This window comes from Pseudomonas sp. FG86, from assembly GCF_057808775.1.
In genome coordinates this window covers 1-15,869 of the sequence record NZ_JBMDIS010000117.1, presented here as the reverse complement: position 1 = coordinate 15,869, position 15,869 = coordinate 1, and the positions used below count along the sequence as shown (strand labels likewise).

At 61.9% G+C, this 15,869-nt stretch carries 16 protein-coding genes; 7 read left to right on the top strand and 9 right to left on the bottom strand.

Annotated features, from left to right (window positions below):
• Nucleotides 1-326 precede the first annotated feature (326 nt).
• On the top strand, nucleotides 327-1,226 hold the full coding sequence (locus ACODSV_RS33530) for a DMT family transporter (RefSeq protein ID WP_024073938.1): 900 nt from the start codon (nucleotides 327-329) through the stop codon (nucleotides 1,224-1,226).
• 102 nt (nucleotides 1,227-1,328) lie between these two features.
• Here ACODSV_RS33530 and ACODSV_RS33525 read toward each other — a convergent pair whose 3' ends face one another.
• From ACODSV_RS33525 to ACODSV_RS33510, 4 genes are all read right to left on the bottom strand, one after another.
• Entirely contained in the window at nucleotides 1,329-2,546 is a 1,218-nt protein-coding gene (locus ACODSV_RS33525) for a class I SAM-dependent methyltransferase (protein ID WP_024073937.1), read from the bottom strand.
• Nucleotides 2,547-2,704: 158 nt separating this feature from the next.
• A complete protein-coding gene (locus ACODSV_RS33520) occupies nucleotides 2,705-3,322 on the bottom strand; it encodes a TPM domain-containing protein (RefSeq protein WP_150056250.1) in 618 nt (205 codons plus the stop codon).
• A gap of 31 nt (nucleotides 3,323-3,353) precedes the next feature.
• Complete coding sequence (locus ACODSV_RS33515; protein ID WP_150056249.1) at nucleotides 3,354-4,085, bottom strand: TPM domain-containing protein; 732 nt, start codon at nucleotides 4,083-4,085, stop codon at nucleotides 3,354-3,356.
• Between the two features lie 18 nt (nucleotides 4,086-4,103).
• Entirely contained in the window at nucleotides 4,104-4,715 is a 612-nt protein-coding gene (locus ACODSV_RS33510; protein WP_150056248.1) for a LemA family protein, read from the bottom strand.
• Between the two features lie 238 nt (nucleotides 4,716-4,953).
• On the opposite strand from ACODSV_RS33510, the gene bglX reads away from it, so the two are divergent.
• On the top strand, nucleotides 4,954-7,245 hold the full coding sequence (gene bglX / locus ACODSV_RS33505) for a beta-glucosidase BglX (RefSeq protein WP_024073933.1): 2,292 nt from the start codon (nucleotides 4,954-4,956) through the stop codon (nucleotides 7,243-7,245).
• A 127-nt stretch (nucleotides 7,246-7,372) separates the two neighbouring features.
• Here the strand turns inward: bglX and ACODSV_RS33500 are convergent, their stop codons facing one another.
• The 4 genes from ACODSV_RS33500 to ACODSV_RS33485 all read right to left on the bottom strand — a co-directional run bounded on the left by ACODSV_RS33500 (nucleotide 7,373) and on the right by ACODSV_RS33485 (nucleotide 10,615).
• Complete coding sequence (locus tag ACODSV_RS33500) at nucleotides 7,373-8,530, bottom strand: phospholipase D-like domain-containing protein (RefSeq protein WP_024073932.1); 1,158 nt, start codon at nucleotides 8,528-8,530, stop codon at nucleotides 7,373-7,375.
• Nucleotide 8,531: 1 nt separating this feature from the next.
• Complete coding sequence (locus ACODSV_RS33495) at nucleotides 8,532-9,122, bottom strand: YceI family protein (protein WP_024073931.1); 591 nt, start codon at nucleotides 9,120-9,122, stop codon at nucleotides 8,532-8,534.
• A 99-nt stretch (nucleotides 9,123-9,221) separates the two neighbouring features.
• On the bottom strand, nucleotides 9,222-9,536 hold the full coding sequence (locus ACODSV_RS33490) for an amidase (RefSeq protein ID WP_069075424.1): 315 nt from the start codon (nucleotides 9,534-9,536) through the stop codon (nucleotides 9,222-9,224).
• Nucleotides 9,533-10,615 (bottom strand): serine hydrolase domain-containing protein, encoded by a 1,083-nt coding sequence (locus ACODSV_RS33485; protein WP_150056075.1) that lies wholly within the window; start codon nucleotides 10,613-10,615, stop codon nucleotides 9,533-9,535. The genes ACODSV_RS33490 and ACODSV_RS33485 overlap by 4 nt, the downstream gene beginning before the upstream one ends.
• Nucleotides 10,616-10,800: 185 nt before the next feature.
• On the opposite strand from ACODSV_RS33485, the gene olsB reads away from it, so the two are divergent.
• Together olsB and ACODSV_RS33475 are read left to right on the top strand one after the other, a co-directional pair.
• Nucleotides 10,801-11,556 (top strand): L-ornithine N(alpha)-acyltransferase, encoded by a 756-nt coding sequence (gene olsB / locus ACODSV_RS33480; RefSeq protein WP_024073928.1) that lies wholly within the window; start codon nucleotides 10,801-10,803, stop codon nucleotides 11,554-11,556.
• On the top strand, nucleotides 11,556-12,347 hold the full coding sequence (locus ACODSV_RS33475; RefSeq protein WP_150056076.1) for a lysophospholipid acyltransferase family protein: 792 nt from the start codon (nucleotides 11,556-11,558) through the stop codon (nucleotides 12,345-12,347). Before olsB ends, ACODSV_RS33475 begins: the two co-directional genes overlap by 1 nt.
• Nucleotides 12,348-12,455: 108 nt before the next feature.
• On the opposite strand, the gene ACODSV_RS33470 is transcribed toward ACODSV_RS33475, so the two are convergent.
• Nucleotides 12,456-13,040 carry an acyl carrier protein phosphodiesterase gene (locus tag ACODSV_RS33470; protein WP_102625394.1) on the bottom strand — a complete coding sequence of 195 codons (585 nt, stop codon included), beginning with the start codon at nucleotides 13,038-13,040 and terminating at the stop codon, nucleotides 12,456-12,458.
• Nucleotides 13,041-13,194: 154 nt separating this feature from the next.
• Between ACODSV_RS33470 and ACODSV_RS33465 the strand changes: the two genes are divergently transcribed.
• From ACODSV_RS33465 to ACODSV_RS33455, 3 genes are read left to right on the top strand one after another with little or no spacing between them, the layout of a single operon-like run.
• Nucleotides 13,195-13,533 (top strand): ArsR/SmtB family transcription factor, encoded by a 339-nt coding sequence (locus ACODSV_RS33465; RefSeq protein ID WP_024073924.1) that lies wholly within the window; start codon nucleotides 13,195-13,197, stop codon nucleotides 13,531-13,533.
• Nucleotides 13,534-13,546: 13 nt separating this feature from the next.
• Entirely contained in the window at nucleotides 13,547-14,713 is a 1,167-nt protein-coding gene (locus ACODSV_RS33460; RefSeq protein WP_024073923.1) for an MFS transporter, read from the top strand.
• A gap of 28 nt (nucleotides 14,714-14,741) precedes the next feature.
• Nucleotides 14,742-15,797, top strand: a complete 1,056-nt coding sequence (locus tag ACODSV_RS33455) for an alkene reductase (RefSeq protein WP_024073922.1) — start codon at nucleotides 14,742-14,744, stop codon at nucleotides 15,795-15,797.
• Nucleotides 15,798-15,869: the final 72 nt, after the last annotated feature.

The following is a 15,869-nucleotide window of genomic DNA, read 5'->3' as shown; positions in this document are numbered from 1 at the left end:
TGCCTGGTTTTGGGGCCGCTTCGCAGCCCAACGCGGGGCAAGCCCGCTCGCCACAGGTGACCTGTTTGCCCGTTCCATCTCTTCCACAGGTGACCTGTTTGCCCGCTCTATCTCTTAACTGACTGGCATTAGGGCTTGCCCGCGATACAGGCGACGCGGTTTATCAGTAAGTCTGCGGTGCGCCCATCGCAGACTCACTGAAACTCGACAGCGCCCACACAACAGCAACTGTACGGATAAATCCGCACCCAGCTGTAGGCCCGCAATCGCCGGGGGTTGTGGCTAGATGGGCTTCCCTTGAAGCCCTCTAGATTTCGGTTCTCCCCATGAGCTCGCGCGAAAACACCGGCATGGCCCTCGGCCTGCTGGGCGTCATCATCTTCAGCCTGACCCTGCCCTTCACCCGCATCGTGGTGCAGGAAATCCACCCGTTGCTCAACGGCCTGGGCCGTGCGTTGTTCGCGGCGATTCCGGCGGCGGCGCTGTTGCTGTGGCGCCGCGAGCGTTGGCCAACCTGGCGCCAGGTGCGCGGTTTGTGCCTGGTGATCGCAGGCGTGATCCTCGGTTTCCCGGTGCTGTCAGCCTGGGCCATGCAAACGTTACCGGCCTCCCATGGCGCGCTGGTCAACGGCCTGCAACCACTGTGCGTGGCCTTGTATGCAGCGTGGCTGTCCCATGAGCGGCCGTCGAAAGCCTTCTGGGCCTGCGCCGCACTGGGCAGCGCGTTGGTATTGAGCTATGCGCTGATTACCGGTGCCGGCAGCATTCAAGCCGGCGATCTGTTGATGCTCGGTGCCATTGCGGTGGGCGGCCTGGGTTATGCCGAAGGCGGTCGGCTGGCCAAGGAGATGGGCGGGTGGCAGGTCATCTGCTGGGCGCTGGTACTGTCGACCCCGGTGCTGATCGGCCCGGTGTGGTACCTGGCGGCGCAGCACCAGGGCGCGATTTCGATGCGCACCTGGTGGGCGTTCGGCTATGTGTCGCTGTTCTCGCAGTTCCTGGGATTCTTTGCCTGGTACGCCGGGTTGGCCATGGGCGGCATTGCGCGGGTCAGCCAGATTCAGCTGCTGCAGATCTTCTTCACCATTGCATTTTCGGCGTTGTTCTTTGGGGAACATATCGAACCGATTACCTGGCTGTTCGCCTGTGGGGTGATCGTGACGGTGATGCTGGGGCGCAAGACGGCGGTGCAGGCTGCGCCAGCTTCTAAACCGAGCACGGTCTAAATGTGGGAGGGGGCTTGCCCCCGATGGCGGTGGGTCAGTGGCAGATGCATCAGCTGACACGCCCTCATCGGGGGCAAGCCCCCTCCCACATTTGAGCGGTGTTCAGGACAGGTAGCCATCCGCACGCAGCAGGGTTTCCAGGCAATGCTCAGTGATGTGGTAGAACGCCTTTAGCTCTTGGATTTTTTCCAGTAACTGCGCATTGTCCAGCGGTTCGGCGCGCTTGACCGCCAGGATCATCTTGTTCTTGTTGGTGTGTTCCAGGGAGATGAACTCGAACACCTTGGTCTCATAACCACAGGCTTCAAGGAACAAGGCGCGCAGGCTGTCGGTGACCATTTCCGCCTGCTGGCCCAGGTGCAACCCGTATTGCAGCATAGGCTTTAACAGCACCGGGCTCTGGATCTGCAGGCGAATCTGTTTGTGGCAGCACGGCGAGCACATGATGATCGACGCACCGGAACGAATACCGGTGTGGATGGCGTAATCCGTGGCGATGTCGCAGGCGTGCAGGGCGATCATGACGTCCAGCTCGCTCGGTGCCACGCTGCGCACGTCACCGCACTTGAACACCAGCCCTGGGTGGTCCAGGCGCGCAGCGGCGGTGTTGCACAAGGTCACCATGTCTTCGCGCAATTCAACGCCAGTGACCTCAGCCTCGACATTGAGCGTGTTGCGCAAGTAGTCATGGATGGCGAACGTCAGGTAGCCCTTGCCCGAACCGAAATCAGCGACGCGCACCGGCCCGTCCAGCCGCAGCGGTGACGAGGTCAGCGCATGGCTGAACACTTCGATGAACTTGTTGATCTGCTTCCACTTGCGCGACATCGACGGGATCAGCGCGTGCTTGGCGTCGGTCACGCCCAGGTCGAAGAGGAACGGTCGGCTCAACTCGAGGAAACGATGCTTCTCGCGGTTATGCTCGGCCGACGGCGCTTCGCGCAATTGCTGGGGTTTGCTTTTGAACAGCGAGCTTTTGTTCTTTTTGCTGTATTCGAGCTGGGCTTCGTCGGTCAGTGCCAGCAAGTGAGCGTTCTTGAACGAAGCCGGCAACAGCTCGGCAATCGCCGCCACGCCGTCGGCCACCGGGAGGTTCTTGGTAATGTCGCGGGTCTTGTAGCGGTATACGAAGGACAGGCACGGCTGTTCCTTGACCGTCACCGGCTTGATGATCAGCCGTTGCAGCTCGGCGTCCTCACCCACGTACTTGGCCAGCACCAGCTTGATAAAAGCGTCGTGCTGAAGGCTTGCGCTCAGCAGTTCGATGAACTGGGCATGATGATCCGGCGCAGGGCGGGCAGGTTGAGCGGTAACGGACATGAACAAAAACGCCTCGGGCAGGGAATGCCGGGCATTTTAGGGGGGATGGGGGTTTAGGGCACGGGGTTATTTGATCAACGGTACTGCGCCTGACCACTTGGGACCCAATGTGGGAGGGGCAAGCCCCCTCCCACATTTGATCTCCAGTGTTGGATGTTCTATTCGAGCACGACCAGGCGGTTGGGCAGTTCATTACGTGTCTGAGTCACCGGCACATGCACCTTGAGCAACTCGCCACACGCCTCGATACAAGCAATAAACCCAGCCAGCGTCTGCCCCTGTTTGACCTGCTGGGTAAACGCCTTGACGATCCCCTCCCAATGGCTGTCATCCAGGCGGCTGGAGATGCCATCGTCCACCAGGATTTCCACATAACGCTCCGCCTCGCTGACAAAAATCAGCACCCCGGTGCTGCCCAGCGTGTGGTGCAGGTTCTGCTCCAGGAACTGCCGGCGCGCCAGGTTCGATGCGCGCCAATGGCGCACCGAACGCGGGATCAGGCGCGTGGTGACCTTGGGCAGGCGAAACACCAGGCACAGCACGATGAACGTCGCCCATTGCGCCAGCAGCAAGGTGTACATGGTCAGGTAGCCCGACAGGTAATGCACCACACCCGGCACCACCAACGCGATCAGGCTGGCCCACAGCAATGGGATATAGGCGTAATCGTCGGCACGGGCAGCCAGCACGGTCACCAGTTCGGCGTCGGTGTTTTTTTCGACCCGGGCGATCGCTTCGGCGACCTGGCGCTGCTCGTGTTCAGTCAGTAATGCCATGGTTGTAGATGCTCTTTTCTAGTTATTGTCATTACCAGCCGCCCGACGCGCCGCCGCCGCCGAAGCCACCACCGCCGCCTCGGAAACCGCCGCCGCCACCGCCACCGCCCCCACCGCCGCGTCCACTGCTGCTGAGGATCGCGAGCAGGATCGCCCCCACCGGCAGGCCCAGGCGATTGCACAACCACAACACGCCGATCAGCAGGACAAACAAGCCGATGGAAAACCCGGGATTATCCTTGGCAAAGTTGGCATCCGCCACATGGGCCGGCACTGCCAGCGGCTGACCGCCCACCACCTGGATCATGGCGGCTACACCGTCGCTGATACCCTGGCTGAAATTGCCGGCCTTGAACTTGGGTGCAATCACCTGGTTGATGATCACCCAGGACTGCGCATCGGTCAGCGTACCTTCCAGGCCGTAACCGACTTCGATGCGTAACTTGCGCTCATCGCGGGCAACGATCAACAACGCGCCGTTGTCCTTGCCCTTCTGGCCAATCCCCCACTCGCGGCCCAATTGGTAACCGTAGTCCTCAATAGGCACGCCTTGCAGGTCGGGCACCGTGACCACCACGATCTGGTCGCCGGTGGTTTGCTCCAGCGCCTGCAACTGCTCGGTCAATTGCTGGCGCGTCGCCGGGTCGAGCATCTGGGCGTTATCCACCACCCGCCCGGTCAGTGCCGGGAAGGTCAACGCCGCCTGGGCCGAAGCGATGCATGCCAGCAACCACAGCGCCAGGCCTATCCGTAATAAACGCATCGACACCTCAATGCAGCCTTATTTGAACTTCACTTGCGGCGCTTTATCGGCATCGGCACTGGTGGCTTCAAACGTGGCGCGGATCGGCAGGTCGCTGTACATCACGCTGTGCCACAGGCGGCCAGGGAAGGTGCGGATCTCGGTGTTGTAGGCCTGCACCGCCTGGATAAAGTCGCGACGCGCCACGGCGATACGGTTTTCCGTGCCTTCCAACTGGGATTGCAGGGCCAGGAAGTTCTGGTTGGCCTTCAGGTCCGGGTAGCGCTCGGACACCACCATCAAGCGGCTGAGCGCACCGCTCAAACCGTCCTGGGCTTGCTGGAATTGCTTGAGTTTTTCCGGGTTATCCAGGGTACTGGCATCCACCTGGATCGAGGTGGCCTTGGCCCGCGCCTCAATCACCGCAGTGAGGGTGTCCTGCTCATGGGTGGCATAGCCCTTGACCACTTCCACCAGGTTGGGGATCAAGTCGGCACGCCGTTGATACTGGTTCTGCACCTGGCCCCAGGCCGCCTTGGCCTGCTCATCCAGGGTCGGAATGGTATTGATACCGCAACCGCTCAGCACGCTGCTGATCAATAACAACGCCGCGGCTTTCAAGCCCCAGCGGTAACCTTGTGCTGCTTGCATGGTGTTTCTCCTGGCCAATCTTGATGGAATTTGACGACTAACCCTATAAACCGCGCGCTTGGGGCATAATCCGCCACCACTGGAATGCATCGAGCCAATCAGCTACAAAGATGCCCAGCGCGAAAAAGAGTTCAGAGTGTGCTGCATTTATCTGAACAACACCCGAACAACAATAGACGCTCCCCACATTTTGGCCGATCAGCGCTAGCGCTGTGCAGTGAGCCGAAAAAGGATATTCATGAAGAAGCTGTGTTTGCTCGGCCTTGTTGCCACTCTGGCCACCCACCCCGTCTGGGCAGAAACAAAGCCTGCTGCGCTTAAAGACAAGGACGCCTTCGTCAGCGACCTGCTCAAGCAGATGACCCTCGATGAAAAAATCGGCCAATTGCGCCTGATCAGCATCGGCCCCGAAATGCCCCGTGAGCTGATCCGCAAGGAAATTGCCGCCGGCCGCATCGGTGGCACGTTCAACTCCATCACGCGCCCGGAAAACCGTCCGATGCAGGACGCGGCCATGCGCAGCCGGTTGAAGATCCCGATGTTTTTCGCCTATGACGTGATCCACGGCCACCGCACGATCTTCCCGATCAGCCTGGCCCTGGCCTCCAGCTGGGACATGGACGCCATCGGCCGGTCCGGGCGCATTGCCGCCCAGGAAGCCGCCGCCGACAGCCTCGACATCACCTTCGCGCCGATGGTCGACATCTCCCGCGACCCGCGCTGGGGCCGTACCTCCGAAGGCTTCGGCGAAGACACCTACCTGGTCTCGCGCATCGCCGAAGTGATGGTCAAGGCATTCCAGGGCACCAGCCCCGCGAATGCCGACAGCATCATGGCCAGCGTCAAGCACTTCGCCCTGTATGGCGCCGTGGAAGGCGGGCGCGACTACAACGTGGTCGACATGAGCCCGGTCAAGATGTACCAGGACTACCTGCCCCCGTACCACGCGGCGATCAAGGCCGGTTCCGGCGGCGTGATGGTGGCGCTCAACTCGATCAACGGCGTACCCGCCACCGCCAACACCTGGCTGATGAACGACCTGTTGCGCAAGGACTGGGGCTTCAAGGGCCTGGCCGTCAGCGACCACGGTGCGATCTTCGAGCTGATCAAGCACGGCGTGGCCAAGGACGGGCGTGAAGCCGCCAAGCTGGCGATCAAGGCCGGCATCGACATGAGCATGAACGACTCGCTGTACGGCAAGGAATTGCCAGGGCTGCTCAAGTCCGGTGAGATCGAGCAAAGCGACATCGACAACGCCGTGCGCGAGGTGCTTGGCGCCAAGTACGACATGGGCCTGTTCAAAGACCCGTACCTGCGTATCGGCAAGGCCGAGGACGACCCGGCCGACACCTATGCCGAAAGCCGCCTGCACCGCGCCGAAGCGCGTGACGTGGCGCGCCGCAGCATGGTCTTGCTGAAGAACCAGAACGGTACCCTGCCGCTGAAGAAATCCGCGACCATTGCCCTGGTGGGTCCATTGGCCAAGGCGCCCATCGACATGATGGGCAGCTGGGCCGCCGCCGGTAAGCCGGCACAATCGGTGACCCTGCTCGACGGCCTCAACGCGGTGATCGGCGAAAAAGGCAAGATCATCTATGCCCGTGGCGCCAACATCACCAATGACAAGGCCGTGGTCGACTACCTCAACTTCCTCAATTTCGATGCCCCGGAAGTGGTGGATGACACGCGCCCTGCCCAGGTGATGATCGATGAAGCGGTCAAGGCCGCCAAGGATGCCGATGTGGTGGTCGCCGCCGTGGGTGAATCCCGTGGCATGTCCCACGAATCGTCGAGCCGCACCGACCTGAATATCCCGCAAAGCCAGCGCGACCTGATCAAGGCGCTCAAGGCCACCGGCAAGCCATTGGTGCTGGTACTGATGAACGGCCGCCCGCTGTCGATTCTCGAAGAGAACCAGCAAGCCGACGCGATCCTGGAAACCTGGTTCGCCGGCACCGAGGGCGGCAATGCCATCGCCGACGTGCTGTTCGGTGACTACAACCCGTCGGGCAAGCTGCCGATCACCTTCCCACGTTCGGTGGGGCAGATTCCAACCTACTACAACCACCTGACCATTGGCCGGCCCTTCACCCCAGGCAAGCCGGGCAACTACACCTCGCAGTACTTCGATGACACCACAGGGCCCCTGTTCCCGTTCGGTTATGGCCTGAGCTACACCACGTTCAGCCTCTCGGACATGGCGCTGTCTTCCACCACCCTGAACAAGACCGGCAAGCTCGACGCCAGTGTCACCGTGACCAACACCGGCAAGGTGGACGGCGAAACCGTGGTGCAGTTGTATATCCAGGACGTGGCCGGCTCAATGATCCGCCCGATCAAGGAGCTGAAGAACTTCCAGAAAATCATGCTCAAGGCCGGTGAAGAGCGCACGCTGCACTTCACCATCACCGAGGAAGACCTGAAGTTCTACAACACCCAGCTCAAGTTCGCAGCGGAGCCGGGCGAGTTCAATGTCCAGATCGGGCTGGATTCCCAGGATGTGCAGCAGCAGACCTTCGAACTGCTCTGACACCTGACACGGTCAAAAAATGTGGGAGGGGGCTTGCCCCCGATTTCGGTGTATCAGCCAGCAGATCTGTCGCTGAATCACCGCTATCGGGGCAAGCCCCCTCCCCCATTTGATCTCAGTGTTCTTGCTAGCCGCGCCGATCCAGCACGTTCACCACCAAGCGATCAATCCAGCCCCACACCCGCTGCTTCACTCGCCGCCACAACGGCCGCGATTTCCACGCTTCCAGGCTCACCGCCTGGCTCTGGGTAAAATCCCGCTCGAAGCTGTCCACCACGTCCCGCGTCAACTCAGGGTCCAACGCTTCCAGGTTGGCTTCCAGGTTGAAGCGCAGGTTCCAGTGGTCGAAATTGCATGAGCCGATGCTGACCCAGTCATCCACCAACACCATCTTCAGGTGCAGGAAGCACGGCTGGTACTCGAATATCTGCACACCCGAGCGCAGCAGGCGCGGGTAATAACGGTGCCCGGCATAGCGTACGGAGGGGTGATCGGTGCGTGGCCCGGTGAGCAGCAGACGCACATCGACCCCGCGTCCCGCCGCTCGGCGCAAGGCACGGCGTACCCCCCAGGTGGGCAGGAAGTACGGGGTGGCCAACCAGATGCGGTGCTTGCCGCTGTTCAAGGCGCGAATCAACGATTGCAGGATGTCGCGGTGCTGGCGCGCATCGGCATACGCCACGCGCCCCAGGCCTGGCCCCGTCGCGGGCACCTTGGGCAGGCGCGGCAAACCGAAATGAGTGGCGGGCTTCCACTCCCGGCGCGCGCTGTTCGCGTGCCATTGCCGGTCGAACAACGCCTGCCAATCCAGCACCAGCGGCCCGCTGATCTGCACCATCACTTCATGCCAGTCAGCGGTGTCTTGCCCTGGGGTCCAGAATTCATCGGTCACGCCCGTGCCGCCGACCACGGCGATTTGCTGGTCGATCAGCAACAGCTTGCGGTGGTCGCGATACAGGTTGCGCATCCAGCGCCGCCAGCTCAAGCGATTGTAAAAGCGCAGTTCCACCCCTGCATCCGTCAAGCGTTTGCGCAACCCGAGGGTAAACGCCAGGCTGCCGTAATCGTCAAACAAGCAACGCACCCGCACGCCACGCCCAGCCGCCAACACCAGCGCCTGCACCATGGCTTCGGCGCAGGCCCCGGCTTCCACCAGGTACAGCTCCAGCTCCACCTGACGCTCTGCCCGGGCAATGCCCACCAGCATCTGCGGAAAAAACTGCGGGCCGTCGATCAACAACTCGAACCGGTTGGCGCTGCGCCACGGGAACACTGCGCCGCTCACGTCAGCGCGCCGTAAAGATCAGCACCGCACCCACCGGCACCGACAAACTGATCGACTTGAGCCCAGCCACCTTGCGCAATGCCGCCACACCGGGTGCCAGGTCGAAATCCTCGGCGTGCAACACCAACGGTTCCAAGGTGACCACCTGGAAACGCCGGTCATCCAGGCGCGTGGCCAGCAGCTCGGCGTTGTAGGTCTGGGTCTTGCCATGCAACGTGACGCTCATGGGCAGGCGCAATTCCAATTGCGCGCCAGGGGCCAGGTCATTGATGGGTTGCAGGTTGATCTGCGCACTGATCAGCGCTTCAGGGAAGGTCTTGATCTCGAACAGTTGATTGCGCATGCGCTCATCACGCAGCGGGATGCCACTGTTGACCGATTCCAGCTCCACCTCCAATTGCGCAGCGCCCTTGCTGTCGACCTTGCCGTGCAGCACCAGGAAGCGCTGCACCTCGGCGATCTCGGTGTTTTTGGTGGTGACGAACGACAGGCGTGAGGATTCGTTATCCAGGTACCAGTCGGCATGGGCAGGCACTGCGGCAGCGGCCAGCACGGCGAAGGCCAGGGGTTTGATGACAGACGCGTTGAACATTAAGGACTCGTGGGGCGAAAAACCTGAACGAACCTTAACTGTGCCGCCTGCCGGGCGCAATGTAACTGACACAGCCGCCCCCACATCGGGTATGACGTTTCAGGGGATGAGGCGGCACCCCTGGTGTTCGCCCAACCATCTGGCGGTATGGGTACGCCCCAATCCACTGGCGGTGACTTCACTGCGCTTCGGGTCATCGGTGAACGCACTGATCGGCACGTACTGCTTCACATACCCCCGGCAATACTCGGCTGGATTGTCCGCCACATACCGGCACGAGCAGTACTCCTTGGCCGTATACGCCGCGATGATGTCGGGGAAGGCTTGCAGGTTGACGCGCTCGTGCCAGACCCAGCCCAACAGGGCAAGCAACAGCACGAGAAAAAGGCTGGTGAACGGCCGACGACGAATCATGGTTGCACCGCCGCAAGCACGCGCTTGAGCAGTTCGTTATGGCGGTAGCTGCCGTCGCGATCATCGCCATAGCGCACAATCACCAGGCGCTCATCCGGCATCACATACAGCGCCTGCCCCCAGTGCCCGAGGGCGGCGAAGGTATCGGCGGGGGCATCGGGCCAGGGTCGGGCAGCGCCCTGCACTTCGCGATTGAGCCACCAATGGCCGCCGGGGACGGCTTCGTCCTGGCCGGCCTTGTATTGGTCGAAAGGTTTACGGTTGAAAGCAACCCAGTCTTCGGGCAGCAATTGTTGATCGCCCCAGCGTCCGTCGCGCGCCATCAGCAGGCCGACGCGCGCCAGGTCGCGCGCGGTGAGGTAGGCGTAGGACGAGGCGACAAAGGTTTCGTCGGCATCGGTTTCCCAGGTGGCGTTGTGAATACCCAACGGCTTGAACAACGCATCCCAGGGGTAGCTCATGTAGGCCTTGTGGCCGAGCATCCCTTTGAGGGCCGCGGACAATAGGTTGCTGTCGCCGCTGGAGTAACGGAAGACCCGGCCCGGTGCACTGGCGGCGTCCATGCCGGCGGTGAATTCCGCCATGTCGGCGCGGCCACGGGTATAGAGCATCGCGACGACCGAGGATTTCAGCGGGGCGAACTCGTAGTCTTCCTGCCAATCCAGGCCCGAGGCCCAGTGCAGCAGGTCGGCCATGCTGACCGTCGGGTGCTGTTTCATTGGCGGATAGAAGCGCGCCACCGGGTCAGTCAACTTGAAGCGTTTTTCGCCATAGGCCACGCCGAGCACCGTCGCCATCAGGCTTTTGCTGACCGACCAGGTCAAGTGCGGCGTGCTCGCGGTGGTGGGTTCGGCGTAGCGCTCATAGACGACTGCGCCATCGCGAATCACCAGCAGCGCGTCGGTTCGAATACCTAGGCGATGGGTGTCGTCACGCGCGGGGAATGCATAGGCATTCAAGGCATCGACAGCAGGACCGGAGAGCGGCGGGGCCTTGGCCCACTCCTTGTCAGGCCAGGTTTCAGCGTGGGCAGTAACGGTGACTGACAGCAGGGCAACGCACAACAGGCCTCGGACCATGGACACAAACTCAAGGGGGCGTTCAAGCCCGCGAGCCTAGCCGAGGCCGATGACAGATTGGCGACACGGAGGGCTGTCATCTAAGCGTCACCGGAACTTCATGGAGATGACACCGAGCCTACATAGCCTGAGTTTGGACAAACAAGTCGACCGGCCGAAAGGTGGCTGGCACTCGGAGATTCGCCATGACTCAGATCGCCCGCATCAGCGACACCGGCAATGAACGCCGTCTGCAAGCCGAACGCCTGGTTGGCGCAAAGGCTTTGCAGGAAGCCCAGGCCCTGCGGTTCAACGTGTTCAGCGGCGAATTCAACGCCAAGCTGAAAGGCGCGGAATTGGGGCTGGACATGGATGACTATGATGTTCACTGCAGCCACATCGGCGTGCGGGATTTGAACAGCGGTCGACTGGTCGCCACCACCCGTTTACTCGACCACCAGGCCGCCAGCAGCCTGGGCCGGTTCTACAGCGAAGAAGAATTCAGCCTGCATGGCCTCCTGCATTTACAGGGCCCGATCCTGGAAATCGGTCGCACCTGTGTCGACCCCGCCTACCGCAACGGCGGCACCATCGCCGTGTTATGGGGCGAGTTGGCCGAGGTGCTTAACCAGGGCGGCTACAGCTACCTGATGGGGTGTGCGAGCATCCCGATGCACGACGGCGGCATCCAGGCCCACGCCATCATGCAACGCCTGCGCGAACGCTACCTGTGCAACGAACATCTGCGCGCCGAGCCGAAAAAACCTCTGCCGGCGCTGGATCTGCCGTCCAACGTGATCGCGGAAATGCCGCCGCTGCTCAAGGCCTATATGCGCCTGGGTGCGAAGATCTGCGGCGAGCCGTGCTGGGATGAGGATTTCCAAGTGGCCGACGTGTTTATCCTGCTCAAGCGCGATGAACTGTGCCCGCGTTACGCACGCCACTTCAAGGCGGCCATGTGATGCGCCGCCTGCGCGTGTACGGGCGCATCGCCCGCGTGCTGCTGGTGGTGGCGCTGGGCTTGAGCATGGCCAGTGTGTTTGGTGTGTTCGAGCGCCTGGGCGTGGCTAACTCGATGGTGCGGCGTCAACGTTGGTCGCGGTTCTTTATGGCGCGATTGACCAATGCCCTGCCCTTTCGGGTGACGGTGCACGGCGAGTTGCCGCAGACACCGATGCTGTGGGTGAGCAATCACGTGTCGTGGACCGATATTCCGTTGTTGGGCGCAGTGGCGCCGATGTCGTTTTTGTCCAAGGCCGAAGTGCGCACCTGGCCGGTGGCCGGCTGGTTGGCGGCGAAGGCCGGTAGCTTATTTATCCGTCGCGGTTCGGGCGACAGCCAGTTGATCCGCAAGCAAATGACCCGCCACCTGGAGCAACAGCACCCGCTGCTTATGTTCCCCGAAGGCACCACCACCGACGGGCGCAGCCTGCGCACCTTTCACGGGCGCTTGCTGGCCAGTGCGATCGATGCCGATGTATCGCTGCAACCGGTGGCGATCCGTTATCTGCGCGACGGGCAAGTGGACCCGCTGGCACCGTTTATTGGCGATGATGATTTGCTCTCGCACCTGATGCGCCTGTTCGGCAATGACCAGGGCGACGTGGAAATCCATGTGCTCAAGCCGATTGCCTGCGCCGGGCAGGAACGCGCGGCACTGGCGTTCCAGGCGCAGCAGGCGGTGCAGAAGGCGTTGTTTGGGGCCCTGCCGGAAACAGAACAGATTGCGGTTCGGCCGGCCTTCGCGGCCTGAAGCGGGCACGGGCAACAATGTGGGAGGGGGCTTGCCCCCGATGGCAGTGTGTCAGTCAACAGATTCATTGGCTGAACCACCACTATCGGGGCAAGCCCCCTCCCACATTTAGATCCCGGTATTCAGTTGGCGTTGTGCGAACGCCTGTAGCTCCGGGTAGAACTCACTGAAGTCTTTGCTCAGCGGCTCATACAGAATCCGCAATTCCTGCATCGCATGCCCCAGCTCATCAGGCTGCGTGAGCCGCCGCGAAATCCCGCGCAACACCGGCTCCATCATCGCGAACTCCCGGTACGAACCGAGCCAATCATCCGCCGCCATAAAGGGTGCAATCTGCGCCAACCGTCCCGGCAATTGCGGTTCGGCCGCGAGCACGCGGTACACCTGCGAGGTGAAGCGCTCCAGGGGCTGCTCGGCATACAGCGCCCAATCCCGCGCCAGGCAGTGATCGAAAAACACATCGAGGACGATCCCGGCGTAGCGCCGGCGGGTCAGGCTGAAGCGCGACAACGCCTCGCCGACCAACGGGTGGCTGTCGGTAAAGCGGTCGATCGAGCGATGCAACTGGATCGCCGCTTCGATGGGCGGGCTGAACTGGCCTTGCAGGCGGCCTTTGACAAAGTCGCCATACAGACTGCCCAGCAGTTGAGCAGGAAGTTGGCCGCCCAGGTGCAGATGTGCGAGATAATTCATGGTGCGCAGTCTATCACTGCGACCCACGTATCGTTATAACCCGATATACCGATTCAGTCTTGGCTAAGACCGAAATCATATTGGTATATCGGGATGTATCGATTTAAAGTTCGCCTCATCGCGATATAACGCTTTACGAAACCGAGCAACTGCCATGTCCATTGACCTCGACGAAATAATAAAAGCCCTGGCACACCCAGTACGACGAGACATTCTCACCTGGCTCAAAGACCCGAAAGTGCAGTTCCCCGAGCAACTGCACAACCACGAATACGGTATCTGCGCTGGCCAGATCGACCAGCGTTGCGGCTTGTCCCAGTCCACCGTGTCGGCCCACCTGGCCACCTTGCAACGGGCGGGATTGATCAGCAGCCAGAAGGCCGGGCAGTGGCACTTTTTCAAACGCAACGAGGAAACCATCCAGGCTTTTCTCGCGGCACTCGTGACTGAACTCAGCCCTGAAGTCAGTTCTGAAATGCGCGCACCGCTTTAACAAGGAAACCCAAATGCCCCTCTCGCTCCTCATCCTGGCCCTGAGCGCCTTCGCCATCGGCACCACCGAGTTCGTCATCATGGGCCTGTTGCCCGATGTGGCGGCGGACCTGGGTGTGTCGATTCCCGGTGCCGGCTGGCTGGTCACCGGCTACGCCCTGGGCGTGGCGATCGGCGCACCGTTCATGGCACTGGCGACCGCCAAGCTGCCACGCAAGGCCGCCCTGGTAGCGTTGATGGGCATCTTCATTATCGGCAACCTGCTTTGCGCCCTGGCCAGTGACTACAACGTGCTGATGTTTGCCCGTGTGGTCACCGCGCTGTGCCACGGTGCGTTCTTTGGTATCGGTTCGGTGGTGGCGGCCAACCTGGTGCCGGCCAACAAACGCGCTTCGGCCGTCGCCTTGATGTTCACCGGCCTGACCCTGGCCAACGTACTCGGTGTGCCATTGGGTACCGCCCTGGGCCAGCAAGCCGGCTGGCGCTCGACCTTCTGGGCGGTGACCGTCATTGGCGTGATCGCCTTGATCGGCCTGATCCGTTTCCTGCCGGCCAAGCGGGACGAAGAAAAACTCGACATGCGCGCCGAACTGGCCGCCCTCAAAGGGGCTGGCATCTGGCTGTCGCTGAGCATGACGGCACTGTTCGCCGCGTCGATGTTCACCCTTTTCACTTACGTGGCACCACTGCTTGGTGATGTCACCGGCGTATCGCCCAAGGGCGTGACCTGGACCCTGCTGCTGATCGGCCTGGGCCTCACCGTGGGCAACATCATCGGCGGCAAGCTGGCGGACAAACGCCTGGCGGCCACCCTGATTGGCGTATTCATCAGCATGGCGGTGGTCTCCACCGCACTGACCTGGACCAGCGTCGCCGTGATCCCGACCGAGATCACCCTGTTCCTGTGGGCCACCGCTTCATTTGCCGCCGTACCTGCGCTGCAGATCAACGTGGTGACCTTCGGCAAGGCCGCACCGAACCTGGTGTCCACCCTGAACATCGGCGCCTTCAACATCGGCAACGCCCTCGGCGCCTGGGTCGGCGGCAGCGTGATTGCCCACGGTTTCGGCCTGACCAGCGTGCCCTTGGCGGCTGCGGCCCTGGCGATCCTGGCCCTGCTGGTAACCCTGATTACTTTCCGTCAGAGCGGCGATGCCGACCTGGCCCCTGCGACCAACTGATCAACTTCAAACAGAAGGGTGTTATCCCATGACGACTATTTTCGATCCGATCAAACTGGGCGACCTGGAACTGTCGAACCGCATCATCATGGCGCCGCTGACCCGCTGCCGTGCCGATGCCGGCCGCGTACCCAACGCGCTGATGGCCGAGTACTACGTGCAACGGGCTTCCGCCGGGCTGATCCTCAGCGAAGCCACCTCCGTGACGCCGCTGGGCGTGGGCTACCCGGACACCCCGGGCATCTGGTCCAACGACCAGGTGCGCGGCTGGGCCAATGTGACCAAGGCGGTGCATGGCGCGGGCGGCAAGATCTTCCTGCAACTGTGGCACGTTGGCCGCATCTCCCATGAGTCCTACCTGAACGGTGAGACCCCGGTTGCCCCGAGCGCCATCCAGCCTAAAGGCCACGTCAGCCTGGTGCGCCCACTGGCCGACTACCCGACACCACGCGCGCTGGAAACCGCTGAAATCGCCGACATCGTCGACGCCTATCGCACCGGTGCCGAGAACGCCAAGGCCGCCGGCTTCGACGGCGTGGAAATCCATGGCGCCAACGGCTACCTGCTCGACCAGTTCCTGCAAAGCAGCACCAACAAGCGCACCGATCAATACGGCGGCTCCCTGGAAAACCGCGCACGGCTGTTGCTGGAAGTGACCGATGCCGCCATCGAAGTCTGGGGCCCCGGCCGTGTGGGCGTGCACCTGGCCCCCCGCGCCGACGCCCATGACATGGGTGACGACAACTTGGCGGAAACCTTTACCTACGTCGCCAGCGAACTGGGCAAGCGAGGCATCGCCTTTATCTGTTCGCGTGAAAAGGAAGGTGCCGACAGCCTCGGCCCGCAACTGAAAAAAGCCTTCGGCGGCCCCTATATCGCCAACGAACGTTTCACCAAGGACAGCGCTAATGCCTGGCTGGCCTCGGGCAAGGCGGATGCGGTGGCCTTCGGCATACCGTTCATTGCCAACCCGGACCTGCCGGCTCGCCTGAAGGCCGATGCGCCGTTGAACGAAGCGCACCCGGAAACCTTCTACGGCAAAGGGCCAGTTGGTTACATCGACTACCCGACCCTGCCGCTGTAATCGGCCGAAACCTAAGACCAAATGAGGGAGGGGGCTTGCCCCCGATGGCGGTGCGTCAGTCACAGTATGTGT